This window comes from Arthrobacter sp. EpRS71, from assembly GCF_001512285.1.
Taxonomy (GTDB): Bacteria; Actinomycetota; Actinomycetes; order Actinomycetales; family Micrococcaceae; genus Arthrobacter.
The window spans coordinates 386,150-406,186 of sequence record NZ_LNUV01000006.1 but is presented as its reverse complement, the minus strand read 5'-3'; the positions used below and the strand labels follow the sequence as shown (position 1 = coordinate 406,186).

Here is a 20,037-nt window from a genome sequence, read left to right as displayed (position 1 = left end):
ATGACCGGCATCAAGGACGTAGCCGAGCGAGCAGGGCTGTCCGTTGCCACGGTGTCGCGGGCGCTGAGCGGAAAGGGCAACGTCTCTCCCACCAGCCGGGAGCGCGCCCGTACCGCTGCGGCCGAGCTGGGGTTCGTGCTGTCCTATCATGCATCGAGCTTGGCCTCCGGGCGCACGCACAACGTCGGATTGGTGGTTCCCTCGGTCCACCGCTGGTTCTTTTCAGCGGTGATCGAGGGTGCCTCAGCGGCGCTGCTTGAGGCCGGTTACGACCTCACCCTCTACAACATCGCGGAGCACCCGGCGCACCGGCAGAGCGTCTTCAACGACTTCCTGCTCCGCAAACGGGTGGATGCGGTGATTGCGGTCTCCCTGGAACTCAGCGAAGACGAAATCCAGAAACTTCACGCAGTGCACCGGCCCATTGTGGGCATCGGTGGTCCTTTGCCGGGAGCCTCCACCATCAGGATCGACGACTCGGGAATCGCCCTGAAAGCCACCAACCACCTGTTGGGTCTGGGGCATACCAAGATCGCGCACATCACCGGTCTGGAAGCCTACGACCAGGACTTCCATCTGCCGGGAACCCGCCGCAGCGGTTTTGAGAAAGCAATGAACGACGCCGGCTGCCCCGTCAGGCCCGAATGGATGGTTTCCGCGGACTTCACTATTGAAGGCGCATACGCGGCCGCGCGGCAACTGCTGGCCAGCGCACCTGAGAGGCCTACCGCAGTGTTCGCGGCGTCAGATGAAATGGCAATCGGCACCATACTCGCTGCCCGGGACTTCGGCCTGCGCATCCCGGACGACCTTTCGGTCATGGGCATCGACGGGCATGACCTCGGCAAGGTCTTGGGCCTGACAACAATCGACCAAGACGCCAAAGGCCAGGGCGCAGCGGCCGTCAGGACTCTGCTGGGCGCCATCAACAACGGCTTGGTCCTGGAGCCGGCCGATACCGAGCACCCCACCAAGCTGGTGGTCCGGACAAGTACAGCCGTACCGAAGCCCGGCACCTCTTAGGCTTCTTACGGAAGCCGACGTTCCATCACGAGCTCCAGCTTTGACGTGTCCTGCGGGTAAGGCCTGCTGGCACCCGTGGTCTCGAATCCGTGGCGACGGTAGAACGCCAGCGCCCTCACGTTCTCCTCATGGACGCCGAGTTCAATGCTTTCGGCCTTCAATTCCCCCGCTGCAGCGTTACAGGACATCTTCAGGAGTTCGTCGGCCAATCCCAGCCCTCGATGCTCGGGAGCCACGTAGACGCTGATCAGCATGGCCTGCAGCGGCCGCTCCGGATTCTGGGGATGTTTGAGCACCACCCGCATCAGGCCGCAGAGTTTGCTGCCGTCTTCGCCTGTGTCGGCAACCACGGTGATGCTGGCGTCGCCGGACATCGCGGCAGCACGCTCCTGCCATTGGGTTTCGGTTTGCCGGCGGGCGGCATCCAGGCTCTCAACGTAGGCCATGGGCGTATCTGTGAGCATCTCCAGACGGATCGCCTTCAACAACTCCCAATCCTTCGCTTGGAGCCTGCGAATCCTAGGCAACGGCTCCGCCCATAAACCTCACGTAGCGCTCCAAGACGCGGGGCCAGCCTTCGGCGTAGGAAGCGCGGGATGCTGCAGGGTCCTCCGCGCCTTCCCAACCATCGTGGATCAGACGCACTTCAGTGCCCTCTTCCACCGCCCGGAACACCACACGGATCTCCGTGGACCACAGGGGCGTACTGGCCGGATACCAGCTGGCGTGGAAGGACAGCGGGGGCTGCCAATCGTCGATGGTCCCCCAAACGGATGTGCGGCCATCCTCGGCCGTCTCCAGGATCAGGTTCTCTTCGAACTCAACATGTGAACCTTCGCCGTACACACTCTCCTGTTCCAGCGGCCACCAAAGGTGTGGATGATCAGTGAACCCCTGGAAGGCATGCGACACGTTGGTGGGAACCACAACAGTGATGATGAAGGGCTCCAGGCCGTTAAAATCCTGCCTGGACGACTCGGGCTCCGGCTCTGGGTGGCTAAAGAGATTTTCCATGACCACCAACTCTACCGGGGGTCAAAGGCGCACGGGTGGGTTAAAGACGAAGAGCCCCAGCGTTGGCTGGGGCCCTTCTCAATTTATGTCCGGCGGTGTCCTACTCTCCCACACCCTCCCGGGTGCAGTACCATCGGCGCTGTGGGTCTTAGCTTCCGGGTTCGGAATGGGACCGGGCGTTTCCCCCACGCTATGACCGCCGTAACTCTGTTAAAACCAGCTGAAAACCAGACCACCACACACGGGGGTGCGCAATGATCCAGCCATAATTTCAACCAATCAAAAAAACAATCGGCATCAACAAACTTGGCACACTATTGAGTTCTCAAACAACAGGTCACTATTCCAAAGCAGTACCACCAGCCTTAGCTGGATCGCTCCGGAGCAACTTTTCAAACTTACCGGCTGGATTCCTTCCGGTCAAATCGGCAAGACTGACGTGATTTTTCCTTGCGGTTTCTTGTCAGTTTGCGGTCTCAACCAGTGGAGCAGCGCGGGTACTAACTATACCCCTACTTCCCCGGGATGGCAAAACCCGTCAACGACACACCCTCTAAGTCGAGCAAAAACCCCGGAAACAAAGGGAAGAGGGCCCGGAGCCACGGCTCCGGACCCTCCTCACACCAGGCGCAACCGCCCTAGTCGCTGCTACGAACGCTCAGGCTACTCAGCCGGCGTGAACCAGGAGGCGCCCAGCGGAGGCAGCGTGACGGTCAGCGCCGCAGGCTGTCCGTCAGTTCCCGGCGTCGAAGCCTTCAGCAATCCTGCGTTGACAACCCCCGAGCCGCCATACGTCTCAGCGTCGGTGTTGAGGACTTCCACCCAGTCCCCCGCTGCCGGAACACCCAGGATGTAGTCCTTGTGCGGACCGCCGGAGAAGTTCACTGCGCACACCAACGGCTTGCCTTCGTGATCCCAGCGGATAAAGGTGAGGACGTTGTGATCGGCATCCCCGCCATTGATCCACTGGAAACCGCCAGCCTCGTTGTCCCGCTGGTAAAGGGCCGGCGTTGAGGTGTAGAGCTCGTTGAGATCCTTGATGAGGAGCTGCAGTCCGCGGTGCGCGGGGATGTCGGCAAGGAACCAGTCCAGTCCGTACTGTTCGGACCATTCCGCTTCCTGGCCGAACTCAGTACCCATAAAGATCAGTTGCTTGCCAGGGTGCGCCCACTGGTAAGCGAAGAAGGCACGCAGGTTGGCCAGTTGCTGCCACCGGTCACCGGGCATCTTCCGCAGCATGGAGCCTTTGCCGTGAACGACTTCGTCGTGGCTGATGGGCAGCAGGAAGTTCTCAGTGAAGGCGTAGACCAGTGAGAACGTGATGGTGCCGTGGTGCCACTTGCGGTTGATGGGGTCTTCGGAAATGTAGCTGAGCGAGTCATGCATCCAGCCCATGTTCCATTTGAGCCCGAAACCCAGTCCGCCATGATTCGTGGGCGCCGTGACACCAGGGAATGCGGTGGATTCCTCGGCAATGATGATGGCGCCGGGGTGGGACTTGTAGACGGTGGCGTTGACTTCCTGCATGAAGGAAATAGCTTCGAGGTTCTCACGGCCGCCGAACTTGTTGGGCCTCCACTGCCCTTCTTCACGGGAGTAGTCCAGGTAGATCATGGAGGCCACGGCGTCCACCCGCAGGCCATCGATGTGGAATTCCTCCAGCCAGTACAGGGCGTTCGCCACCAGGAAGTTGCGGACCTCGCTGCGCCCGAAATCGAAGATCAGGGTTCCCCAGTCCGGGTGTTCGCCCAAGGCGGGGTCCGAGTGCTCGTACAGCGGCTGACCGTCGAACTGTGCCAGCGCCCAGGAGTCCTTGGGGAAGTGAGCAGGCACCCAGTCAAGCAGGACACCGATGCCGGCCTGGTGGAGTGAATCCACCAGGAACCGGAACTCGTCAGGGTGTCCGAACCGTGAGGTGGGAGCGAAGTAGGACGTCACCTGGTAACCCCACGAACCACCAAAGGGGTGCTCCGCCACCGGCATGAACTCAACGTGGGAGAACCCAAGCCACTTCACGTAGTCCACGAGTTCCTTGGCAAGTTCCTTATAGCCAAGGCCCAGTCGCCAGGAGCCCAAGTGGACTTCGTAAACGCTCATGGGCGAATTGTGCGGGTCCTTCGCGGCACGGGCGCTCATCCATTCCGCGTCCTTGAACCGGTAGCTGGCGTCCACTACACGTGAAGCAGTGAGCGGCGGGACCTCGGTGCCGAAAGCCAGCGGATCGGCTTTTTCAATCCAGTGACCCGCCTTGGTGAGGATCTCGTATTTGTAGCACGCCCCTGCTACAACGCCCGGAATGAACAATTCCCACACCCCGGAGGAACCCAAAGAACGCATTCCGTGGGAGCGGCCATCCCAGCCGTTGAAGTCACCCTTCACCCGGACGGCCTGGGCGTTCGGGGCCCAGACGGCGAAGGAGACTCCGTCCACCTCGCCCAACGCGGAGCGGTAGTGCTGAACGTGCGCACCGAGGACATCCCAAAGACGTTCGTGGCGGCCTTCTCCGATCAGGTGCAGGTCCACCTCACCCACGGTAGGCAGGTAGTGGTACGGGTCATCAATGGTGACGGGTTCGACGTCGTACACCACTTCCAAACGGTAGTCCGGCACGTGGCCGGCCTGCAGCGGTTCCAGGACCGCGGTCCAGACGCCGTGCGCCTCATGGGTCATGTCGTTGCGGCCGGCTTCGGTCACAACAACCACGGACTTCGCGAGGTGCTTCACGGTACGGATGGTGACGTGGCCGTGATCATCCAGGTGGGCGCCAAGCACGGAGTGCGGCGCATGGTAGGCGCCGGCCGCCACGCGTTCCAAGGTCTCGGAGTCCACATGCAGGGGAATTCGGGGCCGTTCGGTGCGTGCAGAGCCAGTCATGTCATTACCTTCCGCTGTAGCTGCCGCATGCTTGCCGCGGCTTGTATTGTCGAGGATTCGTCGGGATGCATTCACGGGGATCGACAACCAGTCGGGCCGGTTCCGCAACTCGTAAACAACCTCGTATAAGGCCTTGTCCAGCCACAATGCCACAAAGAGCGGCGAGCGGCGGTCAATGGTTCCCGGGGTGACCTCGCTGTACCCCTGAAGGAACGCGGCAGCGCAGTCATCCACCCAGGTTTCGGGCACCCTGGCATCGGAGTTTTCGCGCGTGGCGGCACCGGCCGCGTAGTCGAACGAGCGCAGCATCCCGGTGACATCCCGCAAGGGAAGGTCGGGAGAATTGCGCTCATCAATGGTCCGTAGGGGCTCGCCCTCGAAGTCGAGGATGGCCCACCGTCCCGGCTGACCCTCAGCGCCGGGCACCAGAAGAATCTGGCCCAGGTGGAGGTCGCCGTGGACGCGCTGCAACTGGCCCACGTCCCGGGGATCCAGCGCTGCCAACAACTCATCGAGTTGGTGGTCATGGGGCCCGACGGCGGACGCGGCCTCAGCCCACGAGCCACGAACACGCCGGGCTACTGTGGCGATGATATCCGGTCCCTGATCCTGACCGTCCTGGGTCCCGAACGTTTCCGCGAGCCTGGCGTGAACCGTGGCGGTAGCAGCGCCGAGCCCGTGGGCTTCCGCCGTGAAATCCTTGCCGGCGGCGGCGGCCTCGACTGCCAGGCGCCAGGCATCCAAGCCGCCCAGAAGGAACTCGTGAGCCACAGCCAGCTCGCCGGTGGCCTCTGCGGAACCGCTCGACGCCGGCCCAACCCACGAGCCGCTGATCCATCCAAGCGTCGCGGGAACCTCCGTGGTCCCGGCCGCCGTCAGGGCGGCGCCAAGTTCCACCTCAGGATTTTTACCCGCGGCGAGCACTCGGAAGATTTTGACGATCGCTGCCGAACCGCCGTCGTCGATGATGACCGAGGTGTTGGACTGCTCGCCGGAGAGGACCTTCACGGACGTGGGATGCCCGGGGAGCGCGACGCGGCCACGGATCAGGTGCCCCTGGGCACCGCCAGCGTTTCCTTCACCGCGCATCAGTTCCAACCAGGCAGTGATGAAATCGGCATCGAAGACGGCGTCGTACACGAACCGCAGGCCCTTTTCAGGATCCGTGATTTCCCCGAGCAAAGCTGATGTGGCCTCCGGCAGCGGCTGGTTCCTGAAGCTCAACGGAACCTGGACAACGTCAGTCCGCGCACCGCCGTCGGCCGTTCGGTGGGTTACCGCCAACAGCACCACTCCGAACTGTGCGTCGCCGCCGGAATGGGGTCCGCCGGCAGGGGGAAGGTTGAAACCGCCCACCTGCTCCAGCGCAAAGTCGGGGCTCTTGACCGGGAACCAGCGCTTGCCTGGCAGCCAGGTCCTGAGAAGTCCTTCAATGGAGGGGTTCAAGTTTTCCTTGTTCATCTCATCCTTTGGAGGTCACCACGGGGATCGCCTGGGTATAAGGCGACGTGGGATTGGAAAATGCTGAGCGGACCCGCAGCCAGTAGAAGCTGTGGCTACCCAGCATCACGGTCAAATGACCGTTGTCGCCGACCGCCGGGAAAGGCTGGCCACCGAAAATATCGCGCAAGCCCCGGCCGGCATACTCGGGAATGTCCAGCGTTGCCGCCACGGGGTGCTGGGACAGATTGAAGACGCACAGTACGGTTTCGGCGTCCTCCCCCTCGGGGTTTCCCGCCGGCAATTCCCGAACGTACGCGAGAACCACCTCATGGTCCGCTTCGACGTGCCGGAAGCCGCCCAGTCCAAACACCGGATGGTTCTTCCGGACGCTGAGGATCTGGCGGGTCCAGCGCAGCAAAGAGCCCGAATGCGCCGCCTCGGCTTCAACGTTGGTCATGCTGTAGTTGTAAACCAGCGACTGGATGACCGGCAGGTAAAGCTGGCCCGGGTCAGCCCCGGAAAAACCAGCGTTGCGGTCGGGGTTCCACTGCATGGGAGTCCGGACGGCATCACGGTCATCGAGCCAAATGTTGTCTCCCATACCGATCTCATCGCCGTAGTACAGGAACGGGCTGCCCGGCAGGGACAGCAGCAACGCGTTGATCAGCTCGATCTCGGAACGGGAGTTATCCAGCAGCGGCGCCAACCGGCGTCGAATACCAATGTTGGCCCGCATCCGCGGGTCCGGGGCGTACCAGCCCAGCATGGCGGCGCGTTCCTCGGCGGGCACCATCTCCAAGGTCAGTTCGTCGTGGTTCCTCAGGAAAGTGCCCCACTGCGCCCCTTTGGGAATCTCCGGGGTGTTCCGCAGGGCGTCAATGATGGGAGCCGCCTTCTGGTCCCGCAAGGCGTAGTAAAGCCTCGGCATGATGGGGAAATGGAAGGCCATGTGGCATTCGGGGGCTTCCTCGGTGCCGAAGTACTCCACCACCTCATGCGGCGGCTGGTTCGCCTCGGCAATGATCACCCGCCCGGGGTAGTTCGAGTCCACCATCCGGCGAAGATCCTGCAGGAAGGTGTGGGTGGCCGGCAGGTTCTCGCAGTTGGTGCCGTCCTCTTCGAACAGGTAGGGAATGGCGTCGGCCCGGAAGCCATCGATGCCCTGGTCCAGCCAAAATCTGACGACGTCGTAGAGCGCCTCGATGACTGCGGGGTTCTCGAAGTTCAGGTCCGGCTGGTGGCTGAAGAAGCGGTGCCAGAAAAATTGCCGGCGAATGGGATCGAACGTCCAGTTGGACTCTTCGGTGTCAACAAAGATGATCCGTGCGTCCTGGTACTTCTCGTCAGTATCGCTCCACACATAGAAATCTCCGTAAGGACCGGTGGGGTCCTTCCGCGATTCCTGGAACCACGGATGCTGGTCCGAGGTGTGGTTCAAGGGCAGGTCGATAATCACCCGGACGCCACGTGCGTGGGCCTCTGCAACCAATCTCTTGAAGTCGCTGATGGTGCCGAACTCGTCCAACACGGATGTGTAGTCCGCGATATCGTAACCCCCGTCGCGCAACGGGGAATGGAAGAACGGCGGCAACCACAGGCAGTCGACGCCCAACCACTGGAGATAATCCAGTTTTTCGATCAGGCCGTGGAAGTCGCCGGAACCATCCCCGTTGGCATCCGCAAAGGCCCGCACCAGTACCTCATAGAAGACTGCCTTGCGGTACCAGTGCGGATCATGCTGGAGACCTGGGGCATTCAACTCGAAGGTGTTCTTCGGAGTGAAGTACTGGCTGGGGTTCTGCGGAGAAAAACTCACTAAAGCTGCCTCCGGATGCTCAGAATGTGCGCCGGTTCCACGTGGGCGTCAAGCCGCACGTAGTTGTGCTCGCCCCATTCCCAGCTCTGGCCGCTGATGAGGTCGTCCACCCGGAACCGGCCGTCCTCGTTGAAGTCCGAAGGATCCAGTCCCAGGGCCGCGAGGTCCAGGGACACTGTGCTTTCGCGGGTGCTGTGCGGATCCACGTTGACCACAATGATCAGCGTGTCCTTGGTGCCGTCCGGCAGCGTCTTGTGTTTGGAGTACACAATCGTGGCGTCGTCGGTGCTGCTGTGCAGCGTCAGGTTCTGCAGATCACCCAAGGCCACATGGTCCTTGCGGATGGTGTTGAGCCTGGTGATGTATGGCGCCAAGGTCCGCCCGGACTCGGCCGCGCCTTCCCAATCCCGCGCCTTGTACTCGTACTTTTCGTTATCGATGTACTCCTCCGCGCCCGGACGGGCCACGTGCTCATACAGCTCGTAACCTGCGTAGACGCCCCAGAGCGGGCTCGCCGTCGCGGCAAGGACTGCACGGATCTTGAACGCCGCCGGACCACCGTACTGGAGGTACTCGGTGAGGATGTCCGGGGTGTTGACGAAGAAGTTGGGACGGAAGTACGCCGGGCTGACGTGGCTGATCTCGTGGAAGTACTCTTCCAACTCGGTCTTGGTGTTCCGCCAGGTGAAGTAGGAGTACGACTGCTGGAATCCGGCGCGGCCCAAAGCATGCATCATGGGCGGACGCGTGAAGGCCTCCGCCAGGAAGACAACCTCGGGGTTCTTCTTGTTGATCTTCCCGATCAACCACTCCCAGAACCAGACGGGCTTGGTGTGGGGGTTGTCCACACGGAAGACCTTGACGCCGTGGCTGATCCACAATTGCACGATCCGCAGGATTTCCTTGGACAAGCCTGCGGGGTCGTTATCGAAGTTCAGTGGGTAGATGTCCTGGTACTTCTTTGGCGGGTTCTCGGCGTAGGCAATGGACCCGTCCACGCGCGTGGTGAACCATTCCGGGTTGGTCTGCACCCAAGGATGATCCGGAGCTGCCTGCAAGGCCAGGTCCAAAGCAACTTCGAGCCCCAGCTCGTTGGCACGGGCCACAAACGCGTCAAAGTCCTCAAAGGTCCCCAACTCCGGGTGGATGGCATCATGGCCACCGTCCTTGGAACCGATGGCCCACGGCGAACCCGGATCCTGCGGGCCCGGGGTCAACGTGTTGTTGCGGCCCTTGCGGTGCTGGAACCCGATGGGGTGGATGGGCGGCAGGTAGATGATGTCGAAGCCCATGTCCGCCACGGCGTCGAGCCTGTTGGCTGCCGTGCGGAAGTTGCCGGACGTCCAAACGCCGGTGGAGTGATCCAGCACGGCGCCCTCTGAACGGGGGAAGAACTCGTACCAGGAACCACGTCCCGCGAGGTCGCGTTCCACCTGCAGCGGGAAACGTTCGGAAACGGTCACCAGTTCACGGATGGGAACGCGTCCGACGGCGGCCAGCACCTCCGGGCTGAAGCCGGCAGCCAGGCGCTCCTCGGCAGTCTTGGTGGTATCGGACAGCACCACTGAAGCCGCGCGCAAGGCGCGCTTCTCCACAGCGCTGCGCCCGGCGTCGTCGGTAGCTTCAGCCAGGAGGGCGGCGCCCTCGGCGAGCATCAACTCGACGTCAATGCCGGCCCCTACCTTGACCTCGGCGTTGTGGTGCCAGGTGCCGTAGCGGTCGTGCCAAGCCTCGATGACGAAGGACCAGGCGCCGGTACCGGCGGGCGTGATCAGGCCCTCCCAGCGGTCCAGGCCCTTCCATTGCTCCCCTTGAGCCGGGGTCAGGCGGACACGCTGACGCTCCTTGCCCTTGGGATCGAGCAGCACAGCGGACACGCCGAGCTGGTCATGGCCTTCACGGAAGACCGTGGCGCCTACAACGAGGTCCTCGCCCGGCAAGGCCTTCGCCGGGAAACGGCCACCCTCAACCACCGGCTGCACGGCCGTGATGGGGAACCGGCCGAAGCGAAGTCCCTCGGTGATGTCCGTAGTCGTCTTGGATTTCAGGGCTGTGATGGTTCGCGCGGTTTTCGTCACAACCACGACGTTAGCGACAAAAATCACAGAATGCTAAGCACACGACCTTTCTCCTCGACGCAAGATGACTTTTACCTAAAAGAAACCCAATGCAGTTCCGGCTGCCATGTGAGTCCGTTAGTGTGGCGCTCGTGAAGGCAATTCGAAGGTTTACAGTCCGTACCGTCCTCCCCGAGCCCATCAGGCCCCTGGCCCGTCTGGCGACTAATTTGCGCTGGTCGTGGCACAGGCCCACACGGGAGCTTTTTGCGAGCCTTAACCCGGCTCTCTGGGAGGCCTCGCAGCACGACCCCATAGCTCTTCTGGGGTCCATCAGCCGCGAGCAACTGCAGGACCTGGCCAATGACGGAGAGGTTGTGGAACGTGTGCAGCACGCCGCGGCCGATCTTGACCGATACCTCAGCGAACCGCGCTGGTACCAGGGCCTCAATGACGACGCTCCTGCCTGCATCGCCTACTTCTCCCCCGAATTCGGCATCACCGAGGTGCTCCCGCAGTACTCCGGCGGCCTCGGAATCCTCGCCGGCGACCACCTCAAGGCAGCCTCGGACCTGGGTGTGCCGCTGATCGGCGTGGGCCTTCTGTACCAGGCCGGCTACTTCAAACAGTCCCTCTCCCGGGACGCCTGGCAGCAGGAAACCTACCCCGTGCTGGACCCGGACGGCCTCCCCTTGACGTTGCTCCGCCGCCCGGCCAAGGACGGCGCCCCCGGCAAACCCGTTCAGATCTCCCTGCCTCTGCCCAACGGACGCGAACTCCACGCCCATGTGTGGCGCGCCGACGTCGGGCGTGTTCCGCTGCTGCTGCTGGACTCCAACGTCCCCTCCAACGACGAAGCCGCACGTGGCATCACCGATCGCCTGTACGGCGGCGGCGGCGACCACCGACTCCAGCAGGAACTCCTCCTGGGCATGGGCGGCGTCAAAGCCCTGCGCGTCTACCAGGAACTCACCGGGACACCGGCGCCCGAAGTGTTCCACACCAACGAAGGCCACGCCGGTTTCCTGGGGATCGAACGCATCCAGGAAGCCATGTCCAATCCCGAGCACCCCCTCAGCTGGGACGAAGCCCTCGCCGCCGGCCGTGCCTCCACCGTCTTCACGACGCACACGCCCGTACCCGCAGGCATCGACCGCTTCGAAACCGTGCAAATCAAGCACTTTTTCGACGCCGGGCTGGCACCCTCCGTGCCCACCGAACGCATCCTGGAACTCGGCCGCGAAAACTACGACGGCGGCAACCCCTCGGTCTTCAACATGGCGGTGATGGGCCTGCGCCTCGCGCAGCGCGCCAACGGCGTGGCAAAGCTGCACGGCGTGGTGTCCCGCGAAATGTTCGCCGGACTCTGGCCAGGATTCGACCACTCAGAAATCCCCATCGCCTCCGTCACCAACGGAGTCCACGTACCCACCTGGGTTGATCCCCGCATCTCGTCCCTGGCACGGAACCAGTTCGGCGCGGAAGCCGAAGCAATGGGACGCTGGGATCTGGCTTACAACGTCAGCGACGAAGACGTCTGGGCACTCCGCAGGGAACTTCGCGCACAACTCATCGACGACGTTCGACGCCGGCTCCGGGCCTCCTGGAAGAAGCGCGGCGCCGCCGACGCCGAACTCGCCTGGACCGACTCCGTACTGGACCCCGACGTCCTCACCATCGGATTCGCACGCCGCGTGCCCACCTACAAGCGGCTCACGCTCATGCTGCGCGACCCGGCACGGCTGAAGGCCCTCCTGCTGGACCCCCAACACCCCATCCAGCTGGTCATCGCCGGCAAATCGCACCCCGCAGACGACGCCGGCAAGAAAATGATCCAAGACCTGGTCAAGTTCACCGACGACCCCCAGGTCCGGCACCGGATCGTCTTCCTGCCCAACTACGACATCGCCATGGCCCGGACCCTGTTCCCCGGCTGCGACGTCTGGCTCAACAACCCGCTCCGCCCGCTCGAAGCCTGCGGTACGTCCGGCATGAAGGCCGCCATCAACGGCTCGCTCAACCTCTCCGTCCTGGACGGCTGGTGGGACGAAATGTACGACGGCGAAAACGGCTGGGCGATCCCCACGGCCAACAACAACGCATCCTCCGAAGAACGCGACGACATTGAGGCATCAGCGCTCTACGAACTCCTGGAAACCCAGGTGGCGCCGCGCTTCTACGGCACCACCGTGGCCCAAGCCGCCGGCGCAGCGGGACCGTCCGAATCCAGCGTCGAGACCGTGCCCACCCACTGGGTGTCCATGATCAAGCACACGCTGGCCAACCTGGGCCCCGCAGTCTCCGCAGAACGCATGCTCCACGACTACGTCAACAACCTCTACTGCCCGGCCGCGGTGTCCGGACGCAGGGCCGTTGCCGAAGCCTTCAAAGAAGCCAAGGAACTCGCGGCCTGGACCACCAAGGTACGGAACGCGTGGCCCGAAGTTGTGGTGGAACACGTGGACTCCGTCGGCGTCTCCGAAGAACCTCAGGTAGGTGACACGCTCCAAGTCAACGCCTACGTGGCCCTCAACAACCTGACACCCGACGACGTCGCCGTGGAGGTGGCCTTCGGCCGTGCCGAGGAATCCGACGAGCTCGAAGACATCGTGGTAGCCGAACTGGATTCCCTCGAAGACCTCGGCGGCGGACGCCACCTCTTCAGCGGCTCCGTGGTGATCAACCGGTCCGGCTCCTTCGGCTACACCGTCCGGGTGTTCCCGAAGCACAGCGCGTTGGCTTCCAAAGCTGAGTTGGGGTTGATCGCGAACGCCTAGTCCGCATGGACGTTCCTGGCCCGCTGTTCCGTTGTTGTTCAACGACGGAACAGCGGGCCAGCGACGTAAGTTGGACCGACTAATTCTCGAAGATGGCTATGACTGTCAGGTCCCGGCCGGCGTAGCTCTCTGCGTCTTGGAGGATCTCGCAGACCACGCCGAAGGAACGGTCCGTGCGGTAGGCAGGCGGGACCTGCCAGATCATGGTGACCGGGCTGCCGTCGTCCTCTGAGAGGGCATCGGCGTAGTCATGCAAGGAGTCGTTGAGGGCGTCAAGGTTCACGCCGTAGTACTCGGGGAAATCGAGGACCTGGCCGAAAACCTCAAGGACTGCCTGCTTGGTGGTGGCCGGTGGGACCACGAGGGCCCGGCGGCCGGCGTCGGAGATCTGCTCCTGCAGCTCTTCGAGGGTCCAGGTGTCTGCGGAATAGATCTTCATGGGCTCCTGCTTGTGTGGGCTATTTGTCTTCGACAATGAAGGTGAATGACTCGTAATGGTCAGGGGTGTAGTACTTGGCTGAATCCTTGCCCACAACAATTCGGCGCGCACCTCGGTCCGACTCTCCTGGTGTGGGCACCGTGTACTCCTTGTAGAAACCGCCGGATTTCTTGGGCAGCAATCCCTCAAAATTTCCGAAGTTCACGCCGTCGCGCTCGTACGGGTACGGGCCGCCCTGAGCAATCAGGGCAAGCGTTTGGCGTGCTTCCTTGGGTAGCTGTGAGGCGTTGATGGCGGGCAGCGACGAAGGGTTGGCCACTGCGGGGACGGCTGGGTCGGCGGGGACGGCTGAGTCAGCGACGGCGGGGGTGGCACCTCCGGTGGCTGCCGCCGTTGGTGACGTGGACGTGGAGCCAGGTTCCGGCGTCGTGGTTTGAGCGGTCAGTGAGCCTCCGCCCACCATTGCAACCACCAGCACGACGACGGCGATCACCAGACCCGCGAAAGCCACCAGTTTGCTGCGGTTGCGGTTCATTCTGAGAGACCCCCTGTTAGTTGGTGCTTCTAGGCAGCGACTATGTGCGGTAAATATTGATGGTGTTGGCCTGCAGGATATCCCGCTCGCCCGACGCCACCAACGCGCCCTTCCTTCGCTCGTGCAGCACCGAGGTGGTGAAACGAAGTTCAAACATGCGCTTTCCGATGCCTGACTCGCTCAAGATCTCCGGCAGGACCATTTTTACGTCCTGGTTGCTGCCGTTCACTGAGATCAACCCGCGGATCTCACTATCCTCGTGACCCATCAGGAGCTGGACGGAGCGGACACTGGGATCGTTCCAGCGAGCCGGAGTCATCCGCTTTCCCTTGTCATCAAACCATTGAAGGCTGGAGTCGTTCGCGTTGCCTGGGAAGCCTTCAGGCTGGTGCCTCAAGAACCAACGGCGCAGCCTGACCAGTTCACGCGTGGTCCTGAACATGGCGTTGGCTTCCTGGGTGCGGCTCCAATCAAGCCAGGCCGTGGGATTGTCCTGGCAGTAGGCGTTGTTGTTGCCCTGTTGGGTGCGCCCGATCTCGTCACCGGCAGTGATCATGGGAACGCCGAACGACAGCAGCAAGGTGGCCATCAGGTTGCGGACGGACAGTGCGCGGGCGGCAACGATTGCTTCGTTCTCGCTCCTGCCCTCCACACCGTGGTTGTAGCTCCGGTTGTCTCCGTGGCCGTCGCGGTTCTGCTCCCCGTTGGCCTCGTTATGCTTGCGGTCGTAGCTGACCAGGTCCTTGAGGGTGAAACCGTCGTGGGCGGTGATGAAGTTGACGCTGGCCAGCCGTCCGCGTCCCGATGATGCGAAGAGGTTTGCGGAGCCCGCCATGAGCTCAGCCAGCGACGCAACAGAGCCACCCTGGCCACCAGAGTCCATGGCAGCCCTGTCCGAGAGCCAGAAGCTGCGGACGCCGTCGCGGAAGTGGTCATTCCAGTCCGACCATCCGTGCGGGAACCGCCCCGTCTGCCAGCCGCCATAGCCAACATCCCAAGGCTCGGAGATCAGCTTGACCGCTGAGAGTACGGGGTCCTCGGCAATCGCCTGCAGGAAAGGGTGCTGGGGATCGAAGGTGTTGCTGGCGTCCCGGCACAGTGTCACCGCGAGGTCGAAGCGGAACCCGTCCACATGGAAATCGTTCACCCAGTAACGCAAGGAATCCAGGGCGAGGTCAACCACTACGGGATCGCTGAAATCCAAGGTGTTGCCGCATCCGGTGGTGTCCAGGTAGCGCCCATGGGCATCGTGCCGGTAGTACCGTTTCTCTGCCAAACCCCGGAAGCTCAGCGGCGGTCCGTCGGGCCCCGCTTCGGCGGTGTGGTTGTACACGACGTCGAGAATGACTTCGATCCCCGCCGCGTGGAGCAGTTTGATCATGCCCTTGAGCTCATCCTGCACCGCGTGGGGACCCGCATTGCGAGCAGCCTCCGTGGCGTAGTCAGCGTGGGGAGCGAAGAAGGCGGCCGTGTTGTAGCCCCAGTAATTGGTCATGCCCAAGTCCTGAAGGTGGGACTCGTCCAAGTGGAAATGAATGGGCAGGAGCTGGACGGCCGTAATGCCCAGTTCAGTGAGGTGCTGGATCATCACAGGATGCGCCATGCCCGCGTAGGTCCCGCGGAGGTGCTCCGGGATGTCCGGGTGCAGCATGGTTTGGCCGCGAACATGTGCCTCGTAGATCACCGAGGTGCGCATGGGCGTTCGTGGCGGGCGGTCATCGCCCCAATCAAAGCCTGTATCCACGTGAACGCTGGTGAGGAACTCGCCCCGCTGGTCCACGGCGCGGCCATAAGGATCGAGCAGCAGTGGCTGGCCGCCGTCGTCGTCCAGGTCCATAGCCGGGATGGACAGCGGAAGTCCGCCCTCGCCGGGGGCCTCACGGAAGCCGTAGCGGGTGCCGGGCGGCATGCCGTTGACGAGGCTGAAATGGACGCCGTTCTCAACGTTGGACAGAATGTGGGACTGCCACGGTTCGCCGGGTGCTTGGAACACCACCTCCACGCGGTCCAGATCCGGTGCGAAGACGGCCACGTTCACCGAATCGTTGGGTGTGGTTTGGGCGTCGAAAACTCCGGGCTGGGGCGCGCTCAGTCCGAGGGGCCTGGGCTGCGACGCATCCAGGGCAGCTGCTGTGTCAAAAATCGGCATAACCATTGCTTGCAAGTTTAGTTCCACGCAAAGTATGTACCGCGCGGGCCCGCCATGTGACGACGTTCAGCATCTCGATTTCATTACTTGCCCTAACATGGCGGGATTTGATCAGCCGCTCACGTGCTGGAACGCTGCCCCGGGGCGTGCGCCATGGAGGTCTCAGGCCCCGATTGTGTCGCGACCCGCCGCCGCCGGGCCACCCCCTTGGCATACTGGGACGGAGACAACTGGAGGTTTTATCGTGCGAGTGGCACTTGCCCAAGTCATCACCGGCCGGGATCTGGCCAACAACCTGCGGCTCTTGGAGGAGAACGCCCGCCGGGCCAAAGACGGCGGCGCCGAATTGGTGGTTTTCCCCGAGGCGATGATGCGCGCGTTCGGAAATTCGCTGCTGGACATCGCTGAGCCCTTGGACGGGCCGTGGGCCAGCCGGGTGCGATCCCTCGCCGAGGAACTTCAGCTGGTGATCGTGGCCGGAATGTTCACCCCTGGCAACCCCTCCGAGTCCGGATCCCCGCGGGTGCGGAACACGCTTCTGGCCACGGGGCCCGGCGTGGAAACGAGCTACGACAAAATTCACCTCTTTGATGCGTTCGGCTTCGCGGAATCGGACACCGTTGAGGCGGGTAAGGAGCCGGTAACGTTCGACGCCGGTGGCCTCACCTTTGGTTTGGCTACCTGCTACGACATCCGTTTCCCCGCCCTGTTCACGGCCAATGCCCAGCGCGGAGCCGTGGTGAACATTGTGTCCGCGTCATGGGGTTCCGGCCCGGGCAAGGCCGATCAGTGGCAGCTCCTGGCCCGCGCCCGCGCCGTGGACACCACCACGTTCGTGCTCGCCTGCGGCCAAGGCGATCCTGCCACCCAAGGTGTAGAAGCTAAAGGTGCCGCACCCACGGGCGTGGGGTACTCCGCCGTCGTATCCCCGTTCGGACAGGTACTGGAAGCCCTCGAAGGTGAGCCGGGCCTCATTTTCCACGACCTCGACCCCGCCACTGTGGAAGACGCCCGCGCCAAACTCCCCGTGCTGGCCAACCGCCGCGACTTCTAACACCCTCTCACATCTCAAGCCCTTCCCGCCGGCCCTCTCTCACGCAGCGGCCGGAGACCGAACATCGGGGTTGGACGGCGCTACCCGTCCCGGTGAATTTCCCCATTTTGTTCGGCAAACCCAACTACGAGGGAAGTGAGAGAGCGCCAGCCCCAAACCCGAGGGAAATGAGAGAGCGCCAGGCCCAAACCCGAGGGACCTGATAGAGCGTTGGGCATACGAAAGGCGCCACAAGGGCCATCCGGAAGCGTGCGTCTAAGCGAGGAACGAGCGAGCACGCGGAGGAATGGCGCTTGCGGCGCCTTCTGAAGGACTACTTGGCGGCGCGCTGCCTCGACACTTCGTACAGCGAGATACCAACGGCCATGGATGCGTTGAGTGACTCCATGGCGGAGTCGATCGGGATCGAGACGATTTGGTCGCAGTTTTCGCGCACGAGCCTGCTGAGCCCCTTGCCTTCGGAGCCCACTACGATGCACACGGGCTCGGTTGCCACGGTGAGGTCCGGCAGCGAGACGTCGCCGTCTCCGTCCAGGCCGAGCACGTAGATACCCATGTTCTTGAACTGCTTGAGCGCGTTGTTGAGGTTCGACGCGCGGGCGACGGGTACGCGGACAGCGGCACCGGCGCTGGTCTTCCAGGCGGACGCGGTGACGCCGACGGAGCGACGCTCGGGGACGATGACGCCGTGGCCGCTGAACGCGGAGACGGAGCGGATGATCGCGCCGAGGTTGCGGGGGTCGGTGATCCCGTCCAGTGCAACAAAGATGGGGGCGTTGGAGATGTGCCCCTTCTTCCACTTGGCGAGAGTCGTCTCGGCGAGGTCGTAAGCGTCCTCGTATTCGTACGGCGGGATCTGCAGTACGAGGCCCTGGTGGACAGCGTCCTCGGTCATGCGGTCCAGCTCAACCTTGCCCGTTTCGAGCAGCGGGATACCGCGTTCGGCAGCGAGCTTGAGGGATTCCTTGACGCGGTCGTCCATTTCAATGCGAATGGCGACGTGCAGTGCCTTGGCCGGGATGCCGGCGCGGAGCGCTTCGACTACCGAGTTACGGCCCGTCACGAGCTCTTCTGTTGCACGGCCCTTGGGACCGGAGCGGGCGCCGGCGCCACCGGTACGGGGGCCCGATCCACGCTTGGCGGCGGAGCGCTCAGCCAACTGCTTGTTCTTGTATGCCTTGTGGTAGGTGCGTTCCTCCGCTTTGGGCGTGGGACCCTTGCCTTCCAAGGCCTTGCGGCCGTGGCCACCGGTTCCGGTGGTGGGGCCCTTCTTCTGCTTGACCGACCGGCGACCATTATTGGCCATGAGATTCCATCCTTGATTTTGTGAGTAAGTCTGGAATCAAGTCTACTGACCCGATGCAATTCGGCCGTCGCGCCGGTTTGTCAGTCGCGTTTCAGGCTCCAGGTGGCGCCGTCCGCACCATCTTCGACGACCACGCCGGCAGCAGCGAGGGTGTCCCGGATAGCGTCCGAAGCTGCCCAGTCCTTGGCGGCCCTGGCGGCAGCACGGGCTTCGAGTTGCGCTTCGATCAGCACTTCCAGGGCATCGTGCTCGCGCCCCTGGACAGCTTCCGGACGTTTGACCGAGTCCAGGCCCAGCACGTCGGTCATGGATAGCACGCTGTAGAGGGCGGCTTTCGCGGCGTCCAGGTCACCGGCAGCCAGCGCCGTGTTGCCTGCCCGCACGGTTTCGTGCAGGACGCCCAGGGCCTGGGGAACGTTGAGGTCATCGTCCATGGCTGCGATGAAAGCCGCGGGCATATTCGCCTGCGGGGAAACGTCCGAGGCGCCCGTGCCCACCTTGGCGGATGCCTTGTGGATGAACCCGTCAATGCGCTCGACGGCGGCAGCGGCCTCCTGCAGGGATGTGGGCCGGTAGTCCAGGATGGAACGATAGTGGGCCTGGCCCAGGTAGTAGCGGACCACGCGAGGCGATGCGAGCTGGAGCATTTCGGCCGGGCTGACCGTGTTGCCGATGGACTTGGACATCTTTTCGCCCTCGTACGTGACCATGCCGTTGTGCATCCAGAAGTTGGCGAAGTCGTCGCCGGCAGCCTGGGACTGGGCCATCTCGTTTTCGTGGTGCGGGAAGCGAAGGTCCAGTCCCCCACCGTGGATATCGAACCGCGGGCCAAGGTACTTGGTGACCATGGCCGAGCACTCGAGGTGCCAGCCGGGACGCCCTGCGCCCCAAGGAGACTCCCATTTAGCGGTGACGGGCTCACCGTCTTTGAAACCTTTCCACAGCGCGAAGTCGCGGGGGTCGCGCTTGCCCCGAGGGTCGGCGTCGGGCGCTCCCTGCATGTCATCAATATTCTGCCGGGTCAGCGAGCCGTACTTGCTCCAGGATCGGACGTCGAAGTAGACATCGCCGGAATCGTCCAGTGCAGGGTATGCGTGGCCACGGTCGATGAGGCGCTGGATGAGCGCATGCATTTCCGGGATGTGGCCCGTGGCGCGGGGCTCGTAGGTGGGCCGCTGCACGCCGAGGGATTCGTAGGCGTTCTCGAATTCCTGCTCGTAGCGGTATGCCAGTGCCCACCATTCTTCGGCTTGGCGCGCGGATGGCTCCGCGTCCCAGTCCGGCCCGAACGACTGGGCGGACTTGGCCAGGATCTTGTCGTCGATGTCCGTGACGTTGCGTACCACCGTGACCCGGAGGCCCCGGAACTCGAGCCAGCGCGTCAGTTGATCAAAGGCGATGGCCGACCTGACGTGGCCCACGTGCGGCATTCCTTGGACGGTGGCCCCGCAGTAGTACACGCTGGCCTTGCCGTCTTCGAGGGGAACGAAGTCGCGGACTTCGGCGGAGGCGGTGTCATAGAAGCGCAGGGTCACCGCTCCAGATTAGCC

13 protein-coding genes and 1 rRNA gene are annotated in these 20,037 nt (G+C 63.1%); 3 read left to right on the top strand and 11 right to left on the bottom strand.

Going from position 1 to position 20,037, the window contains the following annotated elements:
* Positions 1 to 1,023, top strand: coding sequence for a LacI family DNA-binding transcriptional regulator (locus AR689_RS12085; protein ID WP_062070472.1), 1,023 nt, complete (start codon positions 1 to 3; stop codon positions 1,021 to 1,023).
* 5 nt (positions 1,024 to 1,028) lie between these two features.
* Here AR689_RS12085 and AR689_RS12080 read toward each other — a convergent pair whose 3' ends face one another.
* The 6 genes from AR689_RS12080 to AR689_RS12055 form a co-directional block, all read right to left on the bottom strand.
* On the bottom strand, positions 1,029 to 1,550 hold the full coding sequence (locus AR689_RS12080) for a GNAT family N-acetyltransferase (RefSeq protein WP_286158881.1): 522 nt from the start codon (positions 1,548 to 1,550) through the stop codon (positions 1,029 to 1,031).
* Entirely contained in the window at positions 1,543 to 2,037 is a 495-nt protein-coding gene (locus tag AR689_RS12075; RefSeq protein ID WP_062070466.1) for an SRPBCC domain-containing protein, read from the bottom strand. The genes AR689_RS12080 and AR689_RS12075 overlap by 8 nt, the downstream gene beginning before the upstream one ends.
* Before the next feature lie 87 nt (positions 2,038 to 2,124).
* Positions 2,125 to 2,241: ribosomal RNA gene (gene rrf / locus AR689_RS12070) — 5S ribosomal RNA — on the bottom strand.
* A gap of 459 nt (positions 2,242 to 2,700) precedes the next feature.
* Positions 2,701 to 6,372, bottom strand: a complete 3,672-nt coding sequence (locus AR689_RS12065) for a 1,4-alpha-glucan branching enzyme (protein WP_062070464.1) — start codon at positions 6,370 to 6,372, stop codon at positions 2,701 to 2,703.
* A gap of 1 nt (position 6,373) precedes the next feature.
* Positions 6,374 to 8,170 (bottom strand): maltose alpha-D-glucosyltransferase, encoded by a 1,797-nt coding sequence (treS, locus tag AR689_RS12060; RefSeq protein WP_062070462.1) that lies wholly within the window; start codon positions 8,168 to 8,170, stop codon positions 6,374 to 6,376.
* Positions 8,170 to 10,254: an alpha-1,4-glucan--maltose-1-phosphate maltosyltransferase gene (locus tag AR689_RS12055; protein WP_197412951.1), complete on the bottom strand. Its 2,085-nt coding sequence runs from the start codon at positions 10,252 to 10,254 to the stop codon at positions 8,170 to 8,172. The genes treS and AR689_RS12055 overlap by 1 nt, the downstream gene beginning before the upstream one ends.
* 125 nt (positions 10,255 to 10,379) lie before the next feature.
* Between AR689_RS12055 and glgP the strand changes: the two genes are divergently transcribed.
* Positions 10,380 to 13,004 carry an alpha-glucan family phosphorylase gene (gene glgP, locus AR689_RS12050; protein ID WP_197412867.1) on the top strand — a complete coding sequence of 875 codons (2,625 nt, stop codon included), beginning with the start codon at positions 10,380 to 10,382 and terminating at the stop codon, positions 13,002 to 13,004.
* 79 nt (positions 13,005 to 13,083) lie between these two features.
* On the opposite strand, the gene AR689_RS12045 is transcribed toward glgP, so the two are convergent.
* The 3 genes from AR689_RS12045 to glgX are packed head-to-tail and all read right to left on the bottom strand — an operon-like array spanning position 13,084 to position 16,133.
* Complete coding sequence (locus AR689_RS12045; RefSeq protein WP_062070458.1) at positions 13,084 to 13,443, bottom strand: barstar family protein; 360 nt, start codon at positions 13,441 to 13,443, stop codon at positions 13,084 to 13,086.
* 19 nt (positions 13,444 to 13,462) lie between these two features.
* Positions 13,463 to 13,978, bottom strand: a complete 516-nt coding sequence (locus tag AR689_RS12040) for a guanyl-specific ribonuclease (RefSeq protein WP_062070456.1) — start codon at positions 13,976 to 13,978, stop codon at positions 13,463 to 13,465.
* 40 nt (positions 13,979 to 14,018) lie between these two features.
* Positions 14,019 to 16,133 carry a glycogen debranching protein GlgX gene (gene glgX, locus AR689_RS12035; RefSeq protein WP_062070454.1) on the bottom strand — a complete coding sequence of 705 codons (2,115 nt, stop codon included), beginning with the start codon at positions 16,131 to 16,133 and terminating at the stop codon, positions 14,019 to 14,021.
* 238 nt (positions 16,134 to 16,371) lie between these two features.
* Here glgX and AR689_RS12030 point away from each other — a divergent pair, with 238 nt between their 5' ends.
* Positions 16,372 to 17,181: a carbon-nitrogen hydrolase family protein gene (locus AR689_RS12030; RefSeq protein WP_062070452.1), complete on the top strand. Its 810-nt coding sequence runs from the start codon at positions 16,372 to 16,374 to the stop codon at positions 17,179 to 17,181.
* Positions 17,182 to 17,494: 313 nt separating this feature from the next.
* On the opposite strand, the gene rlmB is transcribed toward AR689_RS12030, so the two are convergent.
* Positions 17,495 to 18,487 carry a 23S rRNA (guanosine(2251)-2'-O)-methyltransferase RlmB gene (gene rlmB, locus AR689_RS12025; RefSeq protein WP_062070450.1) on the bottom strand — a complete coding sequence of 331 codons (993 nt, stop codon included), beginning with the start codon at positions 18,485 to 18,487 and terminating at the stop codon, positions 17,495 to 17,497.
* Positions 18,488 to 18,567: 80 nt separating this feature from the next.
* Entirely contained in the window at positions 18,568 to 20,022 is a 1,455-nt protein-coding gene (cysS, locus tag AR689_RS12020; protein ID WP_062070448.1) for a cysteine--tRNA ligase, read from the bottom strand.
* Positions 20,023 to 20,037 lie beyond the last annotated feature (15 nt).